General features: G+C 69.5%; 15 protein-coding genes. 9 read left to right on the plus strand and 6 right to left on the minus strand.

The genetic code is table 11. The features are described 5' to 3' along the window. Positions 1-12: 12 nt before the first annotated feature. The 5 genes from V8J36_RS14595 to V8J36_RS14615 form a co-directional block, all read right to left on the minus strand. On the minus strand, positions 13-987 hold the full coding sequence (locus tag V8J36_RS14595; RefSeq protein WP_336468044.1) for a LysR family transcriptional regulator: 975 nt from the start codon (positions 985-987) through the stop codon (positions 13-15). A 174-nt stretch (positions 988-1,161) separates the two neighbouring features. After that, positions 1,162-2,049, minus strand: coding sequence for an NAD(P)-dependent oxidoreductase (locus tag V8J36_RS14600; protein WP_336468045.1), 888 nt, complete (start codon positions 2,047-2,049; stop codon positions 1,162-1,164). Positions 2,050-2,059: 10 nt separating this feature from the next. Next, positions 2,060-3,319 (minus strand): TRAP transporter large permease, encoded by a 1,260-nt coding sequence (locus V8J36_RS14605; RefSeq protein WP_336468046.1) that lies wholly within the window; start codon positions 3,317-3,319, stop codon positions 2,060-2,062. Then, positions 3,316-3,882 (minus strand): TRAP transporter small permease, encoded by a 567-nt coding sequence (locus V8J36_RS14610; RefSeq protein ID WP_336468047.1) that lies wholly within the window; start codon positions 3,880-3,882, stop codon positions 3,316-3,318. The genes V8J36_RS14605 and V8J36_RS14610 overlap by 4 nt, the downstream gene beginning before the upstream one ends. After that, on the minus strand, positions 3,882-4,862 hold the full coding sequence (locus tag V8J36_RS14615) for a TRAP transporter substrate-binding protein (RefSeq protein WP_336468048.1): 981 nt from the start codon (positions 4,860-4,862) through the stop codon (positions 3,882-3,884). Before V8J36_RS14615 ends, V8J36_RS14610 begins: the two co-directional genes overlap by 1 nt. 295 nt (positions 4,863-5,157) lie before the next feature. Between V8J36_RS14615 and V8J36_RS14620 the strand changes: the two genes are divergently transcribed. The 5 genes from V8J36_RS14620 to dhaL all read left to right on the plus strand — a co-directional run bounded on the left by V8J36_RS14620 (position 5,158) and on the right by dhaL (position 10,619). Then, entirely contained in the window at positions 5,158-6,012 is an 855-nt protein-coding gene (locus tag V8J36_RS14620; protein ID WP_336468049.1) for a transketolase, read from the plus strand. Between the two features lie 16 nt (positions 6,013-6,028). After that, positions 6,029-7,066 (plus strand): transketolase family protein, encoded by a 1,038-nt coding sequence (locus V8J36_RS14625; RefSeq protein WP_336468050.1) that lies wholly within the window; start codon positions 6,029-6,031, stop codon positions 7,064-7,066. A 77-nt stretch (positions 7,067-7,143) separates the two neighbouring features. Beyond that, positions 7,144-7,902: an SDR family NAD(P)-dependent oxidoreductase gene (locus tag V8J36_RS14630; RefSeq protein WP_336468051.1), complete on the plus strand. Its 759-nt coding sequence runs from the start codon at positions 7,144-7,146 to the stop codon at positions 7,900-7,902. A gap of 53 nt (positions 7,903-7,955) precedes the next feature. After that, positions 7,956-8,789 carry a sugar phosphate isomerase/epimerase family protein gene (locus tag V8J36_RS14635; protein ID WP_336468052.1) on the plus strand — a complete coding sequence of 278 codons (834 nt, stop codon included), beginning with the start codon at positions 7,956-7,958 and terminating at the stop codon, positions 8,787-8,789. Positions 8,790-8,876: 87 nt separating this feature from the next. Continuing rightward, positions 8,877-10,619: a dihydroxyacetone kinase subunit DhaL gene (gene dhaL / locus V8J36_RS14640; RefSeq protein ID WP_336468053.1), complete on the plus strand. Its 1,743-nt coding sequence runs from the start codon at positions 8,877-8,879 to the stop codon at positions 10,617-10,619. Positions 10,620-10,694: 75 nt separating this feature from the next. Here dhaL and tkt read toward each other — a convergent pair whose 3' ends face one another. Further along, entirely contained in the window at positions 10,695-12,698 is a 2,004-nt protein-coding gene (tkt, locus tag V8J36_RS14645) for a transketolase (protein ID WP_336468054.1), read from the minus strand. A 124-nt stretch (positions 12,699-12,822) separates the two neighbouring features. On the opposite strand from tkt, the gene V8J36_RS14650 reads away from it, so the two are divergent. From V8J36_RS14650 to V8J36_RS14665, 4 genes are all read left to right on the plus strand, one after another. Further along, the gene (locus V8J36_RS14650) at positions 12,823-13,578 is read left to right on the plus strand and encodes a triose-phosphate isomerase (protein WP_336468055.1); all 756 of its coding nucleotides are present in this window, start codon (positions 12,823-12,825) and stop codon (positions 13,576-13,578) included. Positions 13,579-13,589: 11 nt separating this feature from the next. Then, positions 13,590-14,048: a D-erythrulose-4-phosphate isomerase gene (gene derI, locus V8J36_RS14655; protein ID WP_336468056.1), complete on the plus strand. Its 459-nt coding sequence runs from the start codon at positions 13,590-13,592 to the stop codon at positions 14,046-14,048. 136 nt (positions 14,049-14,184) lie between these two features. Continuing rightward, a complete protein-coding gene (fba, locus tag V8J36_RS14660; protein ID WP_336468057.1) occupies positions 14,185-15,219 on the plus strand; it encodes a class II fructose-bisphosphate aldolase in 1,035 nt (344 codons plus the stop codon). Between the two features lie 117 nt (positions 15,220-15,336). Beyond that, positions 15,337-16,098, plus strand: a complete 762-nt coding sequence (locus V8J36_RS14665) for a DeoR/GlpR family DNA-binding transcription regulator (protein WP_336468058.1) — start codon at positions 15,337-15,339, stop codon at positions 16,096-16,098. The last annotated feature ends 260 nt before the right edge of the window (positions 16,099-16,358 follow it).

Consider the following 16,358-nt stretch of genomic DNA (forward strand, 5'->3'; position numbering starts at 1 on the left):
GGCGCGGACCGGTCACAGCAGCCCCGGCTCACCCTCGTCGGCGATCCGCAGCCGGCAGCCCAGCCCGTCCAGCAGCGCCCGGATCCCGGTGTCGTAAAGCTGCCCCTCGTGCCGCATCCAGTCGCTGAACAGCCGCACGATCCGCCGGTTGGTGTGGCGCGGCGGGCAGACGATCCAATAGGCCGGGAACTCGACCACCGCAAAGGCCGGCGACAGCGGCACCAGCGTGCCGCGCTCCAGATCCTCATGCGCCAGCGTCGCGGAATCGAGGATCAGCCCCGCCCCGTCCCGCGCCAGCTGGATCGCCATCGACGAGCGGTCGAAGCGCAGCGGCGCCATCTCTTCGGGGCGGTCGATGCCATGCACCGCCAGCCACAGATCCCACTGATAGAGCGCCTTTACCGAATGGATCAGCCGCGCCTGCCCCAGCTGCACCGCCGGGTCGTCGGACAGGCCCCGCAGGTGGTCGCGATACTCGGGGCTGCACATCGGCAGCACGAAGTCGTTCACCACCATCTCGGTCTGCAAGCCCTCCCAGCTGCCCGAGCCATAGCGCAGGTCGAGGTCGATCACCTCGGTCTCGAAATCCGAGAAGTCGGGGGTCGCATCGACCCGCACGCCCCAGTCCGGGTTCGCGTCAAGGAACCCCTTCAGCCGCGGCGTCAGCCAGCGCACCGCGAAGCTGGGGCTGGAGCGCACCGAAAGCTGGCGGCTGTCGCGCTGGCGCAGCACGGCGGCGCGGGCGCCGCGGATCATGCGGAAGGCGGCGGTGGTGGTCTGGAACAGCCGCTCGCCGTCCAGCGTGAGGGTCAGCTTGCGGTCGGTGCGGCGAAAGAGGCGCACCCCCCACTGCTCTTCCAGCTGGCGCAGCTGCTGGCTGACCGCCGCGGGCGACACGCCAAGCTCGGCCGCGGCCAGCGACACCCGGCCGGTGCGGGCGACCGCCTCGAAATAGGCCAGGCAATTGAGGTTGGGGCTGATCGGCATCTGCGCCTCCGGTCCGTGCAGGGCCCCACAAGAGGCAGGGGGCCGGCGCGCGTCAAGCCGCTGCAGGCGTCACGCCCGCCACCCGGTCCGGCGGGAGGAGGCTCCGGACGAGGTGGCGGGCGGACAGGGCCGGGAAGCGCGGGAGGAGGACCTCCCGGCCGGTGGCGCCGGGGATCAGCCGATCCCGTTCAGACGCCGGTAGGCGGCGACGACCTTGCTGTCATCGAGCGCCCCGTTCCCCGCGCCGCTTTCCGCGAGGAACATCTGGTGGGCGGCTGCGGCCAGCGGCAGGCCCATGCCCGCCGCCCGGCCCGCCGCCAGCGCGATGCCCAGATCCTTGACGAAGATGTCCACCGCCGAGGTCACCGGCGGCTCGTCCATTAGCATCCGCGGCCCGCGGTCCTTCAGCATCCAGCTCGACGCCGCCGAGCCAGAGACGATTTCCAGCAGCGTCGCGGTGTCGACGCCGGCCTTCTGCCCCAGCGCCATCGCCTCGCCCGCGGCGGCAAGATGCACGCCGCACAGAAGCTGGTTGATCGCCTTCACCGCCGCGCCCTGCCCCGGCTCGGTCCCGCAGTGATAAAGCTTGTCGCCCATCACCCGCAGCACCGGGGCCACCGCCTCGAACGCCGGTGTCGCGGCGCCGGCCATGATCGTCAGCGTGCCGGCCTTCGCGCCGACGACGCCGCCCGACACCGGGCAGTCGACGAAGACCCGGCCCGCCGCCGCGACCTCGGCCGCCAGCGTCGCAACCTCGTCGGGCGGGCAGGTCGCCATCAGGCAGACATGCGCCCCCTCGGGCAGGGCCGCCAGCGCCCCCGCCCCGATCAGAACGCCGCGCGCCTGCGCCGCGTTCACCACCATCAGCACCAGCACCCCGGCGCCCTCGCAGGCCGCGGCGAGCGAGGCGGGGCGTTCGCCCCCCTCGGCCGCCAGCGCGTCCATGGCGGCCTCGCGCATGTCGAAGCCCCGCACCCGGTGCCCCGCCTTCACGAGGTTGGTCGCCATCGGCAGGCCCATCGAGCCCAGTCCGACGAAGGCGATGGTCTTTGCGTCGCTCATCTTCATCGCCTCAGTAGAAGGTCAGGAACGGAATGTACGAGACGATGATCAGCACGCCGGCCGCCACGAGGTAGAAGGGCCAGAGCTCCTTCACCACCGTCCCGATCGGCACCTTGGCGATGGCCGCGGCGACGAAGAGCGTGGTGCCGATCGGCGGGGTGAAGAGACCGATCGACAGGTTGACGGTGATCATCACGCCCATCTGCACCAGATCCATGCCGATCGCGTTGCCGATGGCGACGAAGGTCGGGCCCAGCAGCAGGATCGCGGCCGGCAGGTCCAGGAACATGCCCACGACCAGCATGATGAGGTTCATCATCAGGATGATCAGGAACGGCTCCTTCAGCGTCTCCATCGACCAGGTGGCGACGGTGGCGGGGATCCGCTCGGTGATCAGCACATGGCCGACCAGGTTCGAGGCCAGGATCACCAGCATCACGATGCCCGTGGTCAGGATCGTGTCCTTCAGCGCGTGGAACAGCCGGGTGATCGTCAGGTCGCGGTAGAAGACGGTGCTGACGACCAGCGCGTAGAAGACCGCGATGACCGAAACCTCGGTCGGCGTGGCGATGCCGGCGCGCAGCAGCACGACGATGAACAGCGGCATCAACAGCGCGGGCAGCGCCGATTTCAGCGTCGGCAGCAGCGAGGCGAGCCCCGCCTCCTTGCCCAGCCGCGGGAAGCCGCGCACCCGGCCAGAGACGTAGCAAACCGTCATGTAGCCGCCCGCCAGCAGCAGGCCGGGCAGGATCGCCGCCGAGAACAGCGCCGCGATCGAGACGTTGGAGACGGTTGAATATAGGATCAGCGCGATCGAGGGCGGGATCAACCCGGCGATGACGGCCGAGGCAGCGGTCACCGCGGCGGCGAAGCCCGCCGGATAGCCTTCCTTCTTCTGCCACGGGATCAGCATCGATCCGAGCGCCGAGGCTTCGGCCACGGCAGAGCCCGACACGCCGCCGAAGATCGTGCAGCCGACGACCGTCACCTGGCCGATGCCGCCGTGGAAACGTCCGACGAGGGCTGCGGCGAAGCTCACCAGCTTCTGGCCCAGCGTGCCCGACATCATCAGCGAGCCGGACAGGATGAAGAACGGGATCGCCAGCAGCGGGAAGCTCTGCGTCGGCTGGAACAGCTTGACCACCGCCAGAACCGTCGGCTGGCCGCCGTTGATCAGGATCGCCGAGCCGGCGGCGACGATCAGCCCGTAGCCCACCGGCACCGACAGCGCCAGCAGCAGGAAGAACATCCCGGTCATGATGAAGGTCATGTCATGTGCTCCGGATCGGTGTGCTGCACCGCGCTCGGGTCGGCGGCGAAGGCCACCCGCACGAGGTTGACGAGGGACGAAAGCGCGATGCCCCAGAAGCCGAAGAGCATCGACATGTAGGCCCAGGACTGGCCAAGCCCGGTGATCGGGAAGACCTGCATGCGGGTGATCGCGATCACCTGCAGCGACAGCTGCGCGAGGAAGGCGAAGGCCACCGCGACCAGCAGGTGGATGCCCATCATCAGGATCCGCAGCTGCACCGGCGACAGGAAGCCGCGGATCGCCTCGGCGGCGATATGCGCGCCGCGCTGCGCGGCCAGCACGATGCCCCCCATGATCAGCCAGGGGAACAGCAGGTTCGGGATCTCGTTCGGCCAGCCAAGGCCGGTATGGGTGACGTAACGGACGATGACTTCCAGCATCAGCGAGAAGAACATCACGACGATGCAGGCGATGGCGATCGTCATGGCCACCACGTCGATGACCTTTCCGATCGCATTGGCCAGGCGCAAGGCGGGATGTCCCGCCTTGGCCGTGCCAGCCTTGATGCTGTCAGCTGCCATCATTGGCTCTTTGCTGCCTTGGCGGCCGCGACAAGCTCGTCCACCAGTTTCGGATATTGCTGGCGCCACTTGTCGTAGACCGGCTGCGTCGCCTCGACGAAGGGCGCCGGATCGACGTCGTTGACCTTGATGCCCGCGGCCTCGAGCTTGCCGCGCAGCTCGCCCGACTGCTCCTTCACCATGTCGCGGTTGACCTTGCCGGCTTCGTCCGCGGCTTCGCGGATGATCTTCTGATCCTCGGGCGACAGCGCGTCGAACACCACCTTCGAGGCCAGGAACGGCGTCGATTCGTACTTGTGGTTGGTCATCGAGATATAGGGCTGCACCTCGTGCAGCTTCGACGAATAGATGTTGATCAGCGGGTTTTCCTGCCCGTCGACCACGCCCTGCTGCAGCGCGATGTACAGCTCCGAGAAGGCCATCGGCGTCGGCGAGGCGCCAAGCGCGGTGAAGATGTCGATGGTCATCGGATCGGGGGGCGTGCGGATCTTCATGCCCTTCAGATCGTCGGGCTTGGTGATCGGATGCTTCGAGTTCGAGGTCTCGCGGATGCCGTTGTTCCACCAGGCCAGCACCACCAGTCCCTGCGCCTCGGCGGCCTTGGCGATCTCGTCACCGACGGGGCCGTCCATCACCGCCTCGGCCTGGTCCAGGCTCTGGAACAGGAACGGCAGACCCAGCAGCGCGATTTCGGGCACGACGCCCGAGGTGGTGCCCTGCGAGTTGGCCGAGAAGGCCATCGTGCCCAGGCGCATGTTGGTGATGGTCTCGGCATCGTCCCCGAACTGGGCCGAGCCGCCGACGTCAACGGTCATCTTGCCGCCCGACTTTTCCTTCACCAGCTCGGCGAACTTCTGCGAGGCCACGTCCTTGGGGTTGCCCGGCGCCGCGTTGTGCGACAGCTGGAACGTCTGCGCCCCGGCCGGGATCGCGAAAAGCGCAGCGGTGCTCACCGCGGCGAAGAAATGACGAAGATTCATACGGTCTCCTCCCTTTGACTCGCGTCATCAATGACATGGGGGGACCGCCCGGACGCAATGGGGATACGGGCGTCACCGCGCCTCTCCCCTGACGGCGACGCAAATCGACGCGCCGCCCCGCTCCTCCGCCAGACGTCCTCCCCGTCTGTCAGGCTTGACCCTTACCGATCCGCCCGCCCACGTCACCTAAGCTCTGCTTAACAGATCGTTCGATTTGCTTAATTGCTGCCGTCCATCCCAAGGCGCATCAAAAGGGGACGCGGGCGCCCCGGTGCCCCGGACCGAGGGAGGAGACATGACCGAACGCAGTGCGGCAGCTCAGCTGTCGAACACCAGTCTTGCGCGCCGCGCCTGGGAAATCCGGCGCAAGGCCGTGCGCATGGGCGAAGTGCAGGGGCAGGGCTATGTCGGCCAGGCGCTCGGCGTCGCCGACGTGCTGGCCGTATCCTACTTCCACGCGCTGGAATTCCGGCCCGAGGATCCCGAATGGGAAGGGCGCGACCGCTTCCTTCTGTCGATCGGGCACTACGCCATCGCGCTCTATTCCGCGCTGATCGAGGCGGGGATCCTGCCCGAGACCGAGCTCGAGACCTACGGCACCGACGACTCGCGCCTGCCGATGTCGGGCATGGCCGCCTACACGCCGGGGATGGAGATCACCGGCGGCTCGCTGGGTCAGGGCCTGGGCATCGGCGTCGGCATGGCGCTGGGGCTGAAGGCTAAGAAGAACCCGGCCTTCGTCTACAACCTGATGTCGGACGGCGAACTGGGCGAAGGCTCGACCTGGGAGGCGGCGATGTCGGCCGCGCACCACAAGCTCGACAACCTGATCTGCCTGATCGACTTCAACGACCAGCAGGCCGACGGCAAGTCGACCCAGACCCTGTCCTCGGAACCGCTGCCCGAGAAATGGGCCGCCTTCGGCTGGCATGTCCAGCGCGTCGACGGCAACGACATGGCGGCGCTGGTCGAGGCCTTCGACACCGCCCGCGCCCTGCGCGAGCCGAAGCCGCGGGTGATCATCTGCGACACGCTGATGTGCAAGGGCGTGCCCTTCCTCGAAGAGCGCGAGATCACCCATTTCGTCCGCGTCGAAGCCGATGAATGGCAGAAGGCGCTCGCGCATCTCGACGCGACCCGGCCCGAGTGAAAGCGGAGTAAGCGCCATGACCAAATACGATCCGCACCGCAAATGGACCCCCCGCACGCCCCCGAAACCGGGCGAGGGCGGCCGCACCTCGGCGATGATCGCCTCGCTCGCCGCCGAAGGCTATGACGCGGTCCCCGCGCCCTTCGGCCATGCGCTGGTGAAAGAGGCGCAGAAGAACGACCGCATCGTCGGCCTGACCGCCGACCTCGCGAAATACACCGACCTGCACGTCTTCGCGAAGGCCTTCCCCGACCGGTTCTACCAGATGGGCATGGCCGAACAGGTGATGATCTCGGCCGCCGCCGGCATGGCGCGCGAAGGCTTCATGCCCTTCGCCACCACCTATGCCGTCTTCGCCTCGCGCCGGGCCTACGACTTCATCGCCATGGCCATCGCCGAGGAATACCTGCCGGTCAAGATCGTCTGCGCCCTGCCGGGCCTGACCACCGGCTACGGCCCCAGCCACCAGGCGACCGAGGATCTGGCGATCTTCCGCGGCCTGCCGAACATGACCATCGTCGATCCCTGCGACGCGATCGACGTGGCCGAGGCGGTCCCCGCCATCGCCGCGCATGAAGGCCCGGTCTACATGCGCCTGCTGCGCGGCGCCGTGCCCTCGGTGATCCGCAAGCACTGCCCGGACTACAAGTTCGAGCTGGGCAAGGCGAAACTCCTGCGCGACGGCAAGGACGCGCTGGTGATCTCGTCGGGCTTCATGACGATGCGCGCGCTCGACGCCGCGGTCGAGATGGAGAAGGACGGGATCTCGGTCGGCGTGCTGCACTGCCCGACGATCAAGCCGCTCGACGTGGAAACGATCCTGGCCGAGGCCGGCAAGCCCGGGCGCCTCGTGGTCACCGCCGAGAACCACACCGTCGTCGGCGGTCTGGGCGAGGCGGTGGCGGGCGCGCTTCTGACCAACGGCGTGACGCCCGCGTTCCGGATGATCGGCCTGCCCGACCGCTTCCTCGACGCCGGCGCCCTGCCGACGCTGCACGACCGCTACGGCATCTCGACCGCCGCGATCGGGCGCCAGATCCGCGACTGGCTCTGACGCCCCCCACCCCTGTCACCACTCCGGCCGGGCCCCGGCATCGCCGCCCCGGCCACACGATCCCAAGGGAGGAACCAATGGGAACTGCTCTGCTCGAGGGCAAATTCGCCGTCATCACCGGTGCTGCCTCGAAACGCGGCCTCGGCAAGGCCACCGCGAAGCTCTTCGCCGACCACGGCGCGACCGTCGCCATCCTCGACCTCGACGAGGCGCAGGCCAAGGAAGCCGCGGCCGACCTCGGCCCGAACCATGTCGGCATGGCCTGCAACGTCACCGATCTGGACGGCGTGCAGAAGGTCATGGACGCGCTCATCGCCAAATGGGGCCGCATCGACATCCTGGTGAACAACGCCGGCATCACCCAGCCGCTGAAGTTCATGGAGATCGCGCCCGCGAACTATGACGCCGTGCTCGACGTCAACCTGCGCGGAACGCTCTACTGCACCCAGGCCGTGATCCCGCACATGAAGGCCAACAAGGCCGGCAAGATCGTCAACATGTCCTCGGTCTCGGCCCAGCGCGGCGGCGGCATCTTCGGCGGCCCGCACTATTCGGCCGCCAAGGCCGGCGTCCTCGGGCTGACCAAGGCCTGCGCGCGCGAGATGGCGCCCTTCAACGTCCGCGTCAACGCGATCTGCCCGGGCTTCATCGCCACCGACATCACCGCCGGCAAGCTGACCGACGAGATGCGCGCCGCGGTGCTCGACGGTATCCCGATGGGCCGCGCCGGCACCGCCGAGGATGTCGCGGGCTGCGCGCTGTTCCTCGCCTCGGACCTGTCGTCCTACGTGACCGGGTCGGAAGTCGACGTGAACGGCGGCTCGCTGATCCACTGATCCTGTCCCGCGCGCCCTCGCCGGGCGCGCGGACCCTCTGGGAGGAGACGACCATGAAACTCGGCCTTGGCAGCTATGCCTTCCGCTGGTCGATCGGCATCAAGGACCAGCAGCCCCCGGTGCCGATGACGGCGATGGAAGTGCTGGAAGCCGCCCATGCCCACGGCCTTGCCGTCGTGCAATATGCCGACAACCTGCCGCTCGACCGGCTCTCACCCGAGGAGCATCTCGCGCTGAAGGCCCGCGCCGACAGCTACGGCATGACGCTGGAACTCGGCACCCAAAGCTTCGACGCCGCCGAACTCGCCCGCTACATCCCGATCGGCGAACGCATCGGCTCGAACATCCTGCGCGTCGCGCTCGATGCCGAGGACGCGCTGATCCCGGTGCCCGAGCTTGCCGCCCAGATCCGCGAACTTCTGCCCGACGGCAAGCGCGCGGGCCTGCGCTTCGCTATCGAGAACCACTTCAACTACCCCTCGCCGCGCATGGTGCAGCTGCTCGACGCCGTCTCCGACGAGGCGCTCGGGGTCTGCCTCGACGTGGCGAACTCGATCTGCGCCGGCGAATGGCCGATGACCACGGTGCGGATGCTCGCCCCCTACGCGATCAACCTGCACTTCAAGGATTACGAGATCACCCCCGATCCCTATGGCGTGGGCTTCCGCATCCACGGCACGCCGCTGGGCGAGGGCCGGGCGGAACTGTCCGAGGTGATCGAAGCGCTGGCGGACCGCGATCCCGACATGAGCGTGATCCTCGAACACTGGCTGCCCCACAGACCCGAGGACATGGCCGCCACCCGCGCCGAGGAACATGTCTGGCTTGCCCGCACCGTCGCCGCCGCGAAGCGGCTGGTGCCGGGTAATCATTGCATGTCTGTCTAAATTATAGTGTATGCAGAATGCAGGACGGCAGCGCGGAGGAGCGCCGCCGACTCGCACACCATTCGGTGACCCATGTCCGGAGGAGCCATGACCACCAAGACCAAGAAGCTGATCAACGCGCCCGAGGACATCATCCCCGAGTTCATCGAGGGATTCCTCGGCGCCTATCCCGACATCCTGACCACTGCCGGCGCGACTGGCCGCGCCATCGTGGCCAAGGACGGCCCCCGCGACGGCAAGGTCGGCATCGTCATCGGCGGCGGCTCGGGCCATGAACCGGCCTTCGCGGGCTATGTAGGGCGCGGCCTCGCCGATGCCGCGGCGGTGGGCAACGTCTTCGCCTCGCCCTCGCCCGAACATATCGCCGAGGCCGGCCGCGCCGTCGACGGCGGGGCGGGCGTCGTGCTGCTCTACGGCAACTACACCGGCGACGTGCTGAACTTCACCATGGCGCTCGAGGCGCTCGAGGCCGAAGGCACCCCCACCCGCCAGGTCGCGGTGGCCGATGACGTCGCCTCCGCCCCCCTCGCCCGCAAGGGCGAGCGCCGCGGCATCGCCGGCGACTTCTTCGTCTTCAAGATCGCCGGTGCCGCCGCCGATACCGGCGAACGTCTCGACCGCGTGGTCGAGCTTGCGCAGCACGCCAACGCGATGTGCCGCTCGATGGGCGTGGCGCTTGGCGCCTGCTCGCTGCCGCAGACCGGCACCCCGAACTTCGAGCTGGGCGCCGACGAGATGGAAATCGGCATGGGCATCCATGGCGAGCCCGGGATCCGGCGCGAAAAGCTCGCCCCCGCCGATGCGGTGACCGATGCGCTGATGGCCCCGATCCTTGAAGAACTGGCGCTGGCCACGGGCGACCGGGTCGCGGTGCTGGTCAACGGGCTGGGCGCGACCACCCCGCTCGAACTGTTCGTGATCTTCCGCCGGGTGAAGCAGATCCTCGACGCGCGCGGGGTCGACATTCACGCCCGCTGGGTCGGCGAATACGCGACCTCGCTGGAAATGGCCGGCGCCTCGGTCACGCTGCTGAAGCTCGACGACCAGCTGACGCCGCTGCTCGACCATCCCTGCCACACGCCGGGCCTCGTGGTCGGCGCGCCGCAGGCGCCCTCGACCGGCAGCCGCCTCTCGCCGCGCCGGGTGAAGACCGCCGAGGCTGCAACCCGCCGCGACCGCGCCACCCTCGCCACCGGCGGCAGCGTCACGCCCGACCGCTTCGTGGCCCAGATGCGCGCCATCGCCGCCGCGATCCGCGAGAACAAGGACTGGCTCTCGCAGCTTGACGGCGTGATCGGCGACGGCGACCACGGCGTGACCATGGACATCGGCTGGACCGCGGTGTCGAAGGTGCTCGACACCCTGCCCGAGGACCGGCTGATCTCGGAAACCTGCGAGGACATGGCCCAGGCCTTCCTGACCGCGGTCGGGGCCTCGTCGGGGCCGCTCTATGCCTCGGCCTTCCGCGGCGCGGCGGCGGCGGTCGAGGACCGGCTGGCGCTGGACGGCACCGCGATGGCGGCCTGGGTGAAGGGCATGTGCGACGGGATCCTGTCGCGCGGCGGCGCCGCCCCGGGCGACAAGACCATGATCGACGCCTGGCTTCCGGCGGCCGAAGCGGCCGTCGCCGCCGCCGCCGCCGGCGCGGACGAGCACGCGGTGCTGATCGCGGCCCGCGACGCGGCCGAGGCCGGCGCCAAGGCGACCGCGGATATCGAAAGCCGCCGCGGACGCTCGGCCAAGCTGGGCGCGCGCTCGATCGGGCACATGGACCCGGGCGCCTGCTCGACCCATGTCACCCTGCGCGCGATGGCCGAAGCGTTGGAGTGATCCACCGAAACGCCCGTCTCAAGGCCGCATGAAAAGGCCCCCGCCCGTCACCGGGCGGGGGCTTCTTCGTCAGGCTCAGCCGATCAGCGCGCGGGCCTTGGCGACGATCGCCGCACGGGTGATGCCGAACTCTTCGTAAAGCCGCTCGGCCGGGGCCGAGGCGCCAAAGCCGCGCAGCCCGATCACGTCCTCGTCCCGCGCGACGTAGCGGGTCCAGCCGAAGGTGCCCGCGGCCTCGACCGCCAGCCGCGGCGCCGTGCCCAGCACCTCGGCGCGATAGTCGGCGGGCTGCGCCTCGAATAGCTCCCAGCTCGGCATCGACACCACCGCGACCGCGACGCCCTCGGCTGCCAGCGCCTCGGCCGCCTCGATCGCCAGCGCGACCTCGGTCCCGGTGGCAAGCAGCGTCACATCGCGCCCGCTGCCGAAGCTGCGGATCACATAGGCGCCGCGCTCGGTCAGGTTCTCGTCGCCCCGCCCGCGCAGCTGCGGCACCGCCTGCCGCGACAGCGCCAGCAGCGCCGGCGTCCCCGGCGTGCGCAGCGCGATGTCCCAGGCCTCCAGCGTCTCGACCGCATCGGCGGGACGGAACACCAGCAGGTTCGGGATCGCCCGCAACGAGGCCAGGTGCTCGACCGGCTGGTGGGTCGGCCCGTCCTCGCCCAGCCCGATCGAGTCATGCGTCATCACGTAGGTGACCGGCAGCCCCATCAGCGCCGACAGCCGGATCGCGTTGCGCGCATAGTCCGAGAAGACAAGGAAGGTGCCGCCATAGGGCCGGAACCCGCCATGCAGCGCCAGCCCGTTCATCGCCGCCGCCATGCCGAATTCGCGCACGCCATAGCCGATGTAGCGCCCCGGCGCCTGCGGGGTGAACTGGCTGTCGACCGCCGGCACCCGCGTCAGGTTCGACCCGGTCAGATCGGCCGAGCCGCCGATCATCGCCGGCACCGCCGCCGCCAGCGCCTCGAGCGCGATCTGGCTCGCACGCCGCGTCGCGACCGCCTGGGGCGCGTCGAACAGCGCCGCCCGCGCCGCCGCCACCGCCGCGCCATAGCCCGCGGGCAGATCGCCCGACAGCCGTTGCGCAAACGCCCCGGCCTCGGCCGAGCCGTCCAGCCGCGCCTGCCACTCGGCCCGGGCCGCGGCCCCGCGCGCCCCGATCGCCCGCCACTCCGCCGCCAGATCCGCGGGGATCTCGAAGGGCGCCGCCGTCCAGCCAAGCGCCGCCTTGGCCAACGCGCCCTCGTCCGCCCCCAGCGGCGAGCCATGCGCCTTGGCCGTGCCCGCACGGTTCGGCGACCCGAAGCCGATCACCGTCTTCATCGCGATCAGGCTCGGCCGGCCGGTCTCGGCCTTCGCCTCGGCCATCGCCGCATCGAGCGCCGCCGCGTCATGCCCGTCGCAGCGCACCACATGCCAGCCGCAGGCGCGCAGCCGCGCCGGCACATCCTCGGAAAAGCTGACAGAGGTCGCCCCGTCGATGGTGATGTCGTTGTCGTCGTAAAGCACGTTCAGCTTGCCCAGCCCGAGGTGCCCGGCCAGCGAGATCGCCTCCTGCCCGATCCCCTCCTGCAGGCACCCGTCGCCCAGCATCACCCAGGTGCGGTGATCGACCAGCCCCGGGAACTCGGCCGCCAGCGCGCGCTCGGCCAGCGCCATGCCGACCGCGGTGGCGATCCCCTGCCCCAGCGGGCCGGTCGTCGTCTCGACCCCCTTGGCATGGCCCCATTCCGGATGGCCCGCGGTGATCGCGCCCCATTGGCGGAAGTTGCGGATCTGCCCGATGGTCATGTCCTCGTAGCCGGTCAGGTGCAGCAGCCCGTAAAGCAGCATCGAGGCATGGCCGTTCGACAGCACGAACCGGTCGCGGTCCGGCCAGTCCGGGGCCGAGGCGTCGAATTTCAGATGGTTGCGGAACAGCACGGTCGCGGCATCGGCCATGCCCATCGGTGCGCCGGGGTGGCCCGAGTCCGCGGCGTTCACCGCATCGATGGCCAAGGCGCGCAGGCAGTTGGCCAGCGCGAAATTCTGCGGGTCGATCGCGGCCTTCGCCGCAAGGGTCTGGGTGTCGAGCATCTGGAAGTCCTCCTGTTAGCGCAAACTATGCGTAACATCAGATTCTAACAACATCACATTTTTTATGTTGTTTCATCACGCCGAAATGTTATCTCTCTGTCCGGAAGACTCGGGAGGACAACGCATGACCCAGGCCTGGATCGGCACCAGCTGGAAGATGAACAAGACGCTGGCCGAGGCCCGCGCCTTTGCCGCGGGGCTGGCCGCCGCGCCGCTCGATCCCCGGATCCAGAGCTTCGTGATCCCGCCCTTCACCGCTGTGCGCGAGGTCAAGCAGATGCTGGCCGACACCCCGGCGAAGGTCGGTGCGCAGAACATGCACTGGGCCGACCGCGGCGCCTGGACCGGCGAGGTCTCGGCCCCGATGCTGGTCGACTGCGGGCTCGACATCGTCGAGCTGGGCCATTCCGAGCGGCGCGAATTCTTCGGCGAAACCGACGAGACCGTCGGCCTGAAGACAGAGGCCGCGGTGCGCCACGGGCTGATCCCGCTGATCTGCATCGGCGAGACCCTCGCCGACCGTGAAAGCGGCCGCGCGGCCGAGGTGCTGGAACGCGAGGTGCGCGGCGCGCTCTCGAAACTGTCCGGCGCGCAGACGCAGGCCGAGATCTGGCTGGCCTACGAGCCGGTCTGGGCCATCGGCGAAAACGGCATCCCCGCCACTGCCGATTACGCCGACGCCCGGCAGGCAGAGATCATCGCCGTGGCCGAAGACGTGCTCGGCCGCCGCGTGCCCTGCCTCTACGGCGGCTCCGTCAACACGGGCAACTGTGAGGAACTGATCGCCTGCCCGCATATCGACGGCCTCTTCATCGGGCGCTCTGCCTGGGACGTGGCCGGCTATCTCGACATCCTGGCGCGCTGCGCCGCAAAGCTCTGAGGAGAAGCCCCATGAAGATCGCGGTTGCCGGCGACAGCGCCGGAGAAGGCCTCGCGAAGATCCTCGCGGACCACCTGAAGCAGAACCCCGCCTACGAGGTGACCGAAACCTCGCGCACCGAGGCCGGGCCCGACGCCTTCTATGCCAACCTCTCGGAACGGGTTGCGGCCGGCGTGCTCGACGGCACCTACGACCGCGCGATCCTGTGCTGCGGCACCGGCATCGGCGTCTGCCTTTCGGCCAACAAGGTGCCGGGCATCCGCGCCGCCCAGACCCACGACACCTATTCCGCCGGCAAGGCCGCGACCTCGAACAACGCGCAGATCATCACGATGGGCGCGCGGGTCGTGGGCGCGGAACTGGCCAAGGACATCGCCGAGGCCTTCCTGACCGCCGCCTTCGACCCCGCGGGCAAGTCCGCCGGCAACGTGCAGGCGATCGACGCGCTCGACGCGAAGTACCACCCCTGACACCGGCCACCTGACACCGGCCCGCCCGCCGCCCCCCGGGGCAGCGGGCGGCCACCGCAGCCCACCGCCCGCCCACTACCCGCCCCGGCAAGGTCGGGACCACCCTCATCCAGCTTCCGACCCACGGGGACCCCTCATGGCCCGCATCACCCTGCGCCAGCTTCTCGACCATGCCGCCGAACACGGCTACGCCGTCCCGGCCTTCAACGTCACCAACATGGAGACCGGCCTCGCCATCGTCTCCGCCGCGCGCGAAACCAACGCGCCGGTGATCCTCGCCGCCTCGCGCGGGGCGCGCAGCTATGCCGGCGACATCCTGCTGGCCCGGCTGATCGACGGGCTGGTCGCGACCTTCCCCGAAGTGCCGATCTGCATGCATCTCGACCACGGCAACACGCTCGCGACCTGCGCCACCGCGATCCAGCACGGCTTCACCTCGGTGATGATGGACGGCTCGCTGAAGGCCGACGGCGTCACCCCGGCCGACTATGCCTACAACCGCGACATCACCGCCCGCGTGGTCGAGATGGCCCATGCCTGCGGCGTCTCGGTCGAGGGCGAGCTGGGCGTGCTCGGCTCGCTGGAAAGCGGCATGGGCGATCAGGAGGACGGCCACGGCGCCACCGGCAAGCTGTCGGAAGACCAGCTGCTGACCGATCCCGAAGAGGCCGAGAAATTCGTGAGGGAAACCGGCGTCGACGCGCTGGCCGTCGCGATGGGCACCTCGCACGGGGCCTACAAGTTCACCCGCAAGCCCGACGGCGCGATCCTCGCCATGACGGTGATCGAAGAGATCAACCGCCGCCTGCCGAACACGCATCTGGTGATGCACGGCTCGTCCTCGGTGCCCGAGGACCTGCAGCAGGTCATCAACAACTTCGGCGGCGACATCCGCCCGACCTGGGGCGTGCCGGTGGAAGAGATCCAGCGCGGCATCCGCTCGGGCGTGCGCAAGGTCAACATCGACACCGACAACCGCATGGCGATGACCGCCGGCGTGCGCCGCGTGCTGGCCCAGAACCCCGGCGAATTCGACCCGCGCAAATACCTGAAGGAAGGCATGGGCCTGGTGAAGGAGTTGTGCAAGGCAAGGTTCGAAGCCTTCGGCACCGCCGGCCATGCCGACCAGATCACCCCGGTCCCGCTCGAAGCGATGAGCAAGCGCTACTGACCCCGGCGTCCCGCGCCCCTTTTCCCCGCCCTCACAGCGGGTTAGGGTGGCGCGGGACCAAGGACACCGACGGGGCGCGCGGCGCATGACGGCATCTCTTCACGACGGCTGCGCGGCATGAAGCGCGACGACCGCCGGCAGCGCATCCTCGACGAGCTGGTGCGCGAAGGCTCGGTCCAGCTCGACGCGCTGGCCGGGGCCTTCGGCGTTTCCAAGATGACGATCCACCGCGACCTCGACGATCTCGAGGCCGAGGGGCTGTTGCGCAAGATCCGCGGCGGCGCCTCGATCGAGGCCGGCACCCAGTTCGAAAGCGACTTCCGCTTCCGCCAGCTGCAGGGCCACGACGCCAAGGAGCGGATGGCCCGCGCCGCGCTCGCGCTGGTCGAGCCGGGGATGACGGTGATCATCAACGACGGCTCGATGGCGGCGATGCTGGGCGCGATGCTGACCGAACGGCGGCCGCTGACCGTGATCACCAACAACGACGCGGTGATCGAGGCGCTGAAGACAGAACCGGGCATGACCGTGATCGCGCTCGGCGGGCGCTACTCGGCCAAGTACAACGCCTGGATCGGGCGGGTGACGGAAGAGGCGCTGAAGGGCCTGCGCGCCGATCTGGCCTTCATCTCGGCCCCCGCGGTGGCGGGGCTGCAGGCCTTCCACATGGATGACGACATCACCCGCGTGAAGCGGCGGATGATGGACTGCGCCGAACGCTCGGCGCTTCTGGTGAACCACGCGCGCTTCGACCGCACCGCGCTGCACGTCCTGGCGGGTCTGGGCGAGTTCGCGGCCGTCATCACCGACGCCGCCCCCGCCCCCGGCGCGCAGGCAGCCCTCGCCACGGCCGGCATCCCCCTGACCATCGCCACCTGAGCGCCCCGGCCTTCGCCACCCGCCGCCCGATCGCCCCGGCCCCGACGCGCCGAGGCGAGCCGGCGGTGACACCGCACATTGCGCGTCTCTCTGCCACGCGACGGCCCACAGCAGCCGTCAACCGGGCGCGCCTCCTTGCCGACCATCATCGGCGGGCAAGACTGGTCGACCGCAGTGACGGCCCAAGCCGACCCGACTGCCCCTCCCCGAGCGCGACGACGCCGGGGCGCAGAAGATCGCGCGGTCCTTCCCGGGGTCAC

Source organism: Frigidibacter sp. MR17.14, from assembly GCF_037095735.1.
GTDB lineage: Bacteria > Pseudomonadota > Alphaproteobacteria > Rhodobacterales > Rhodobacteraceae > Frigidibacter.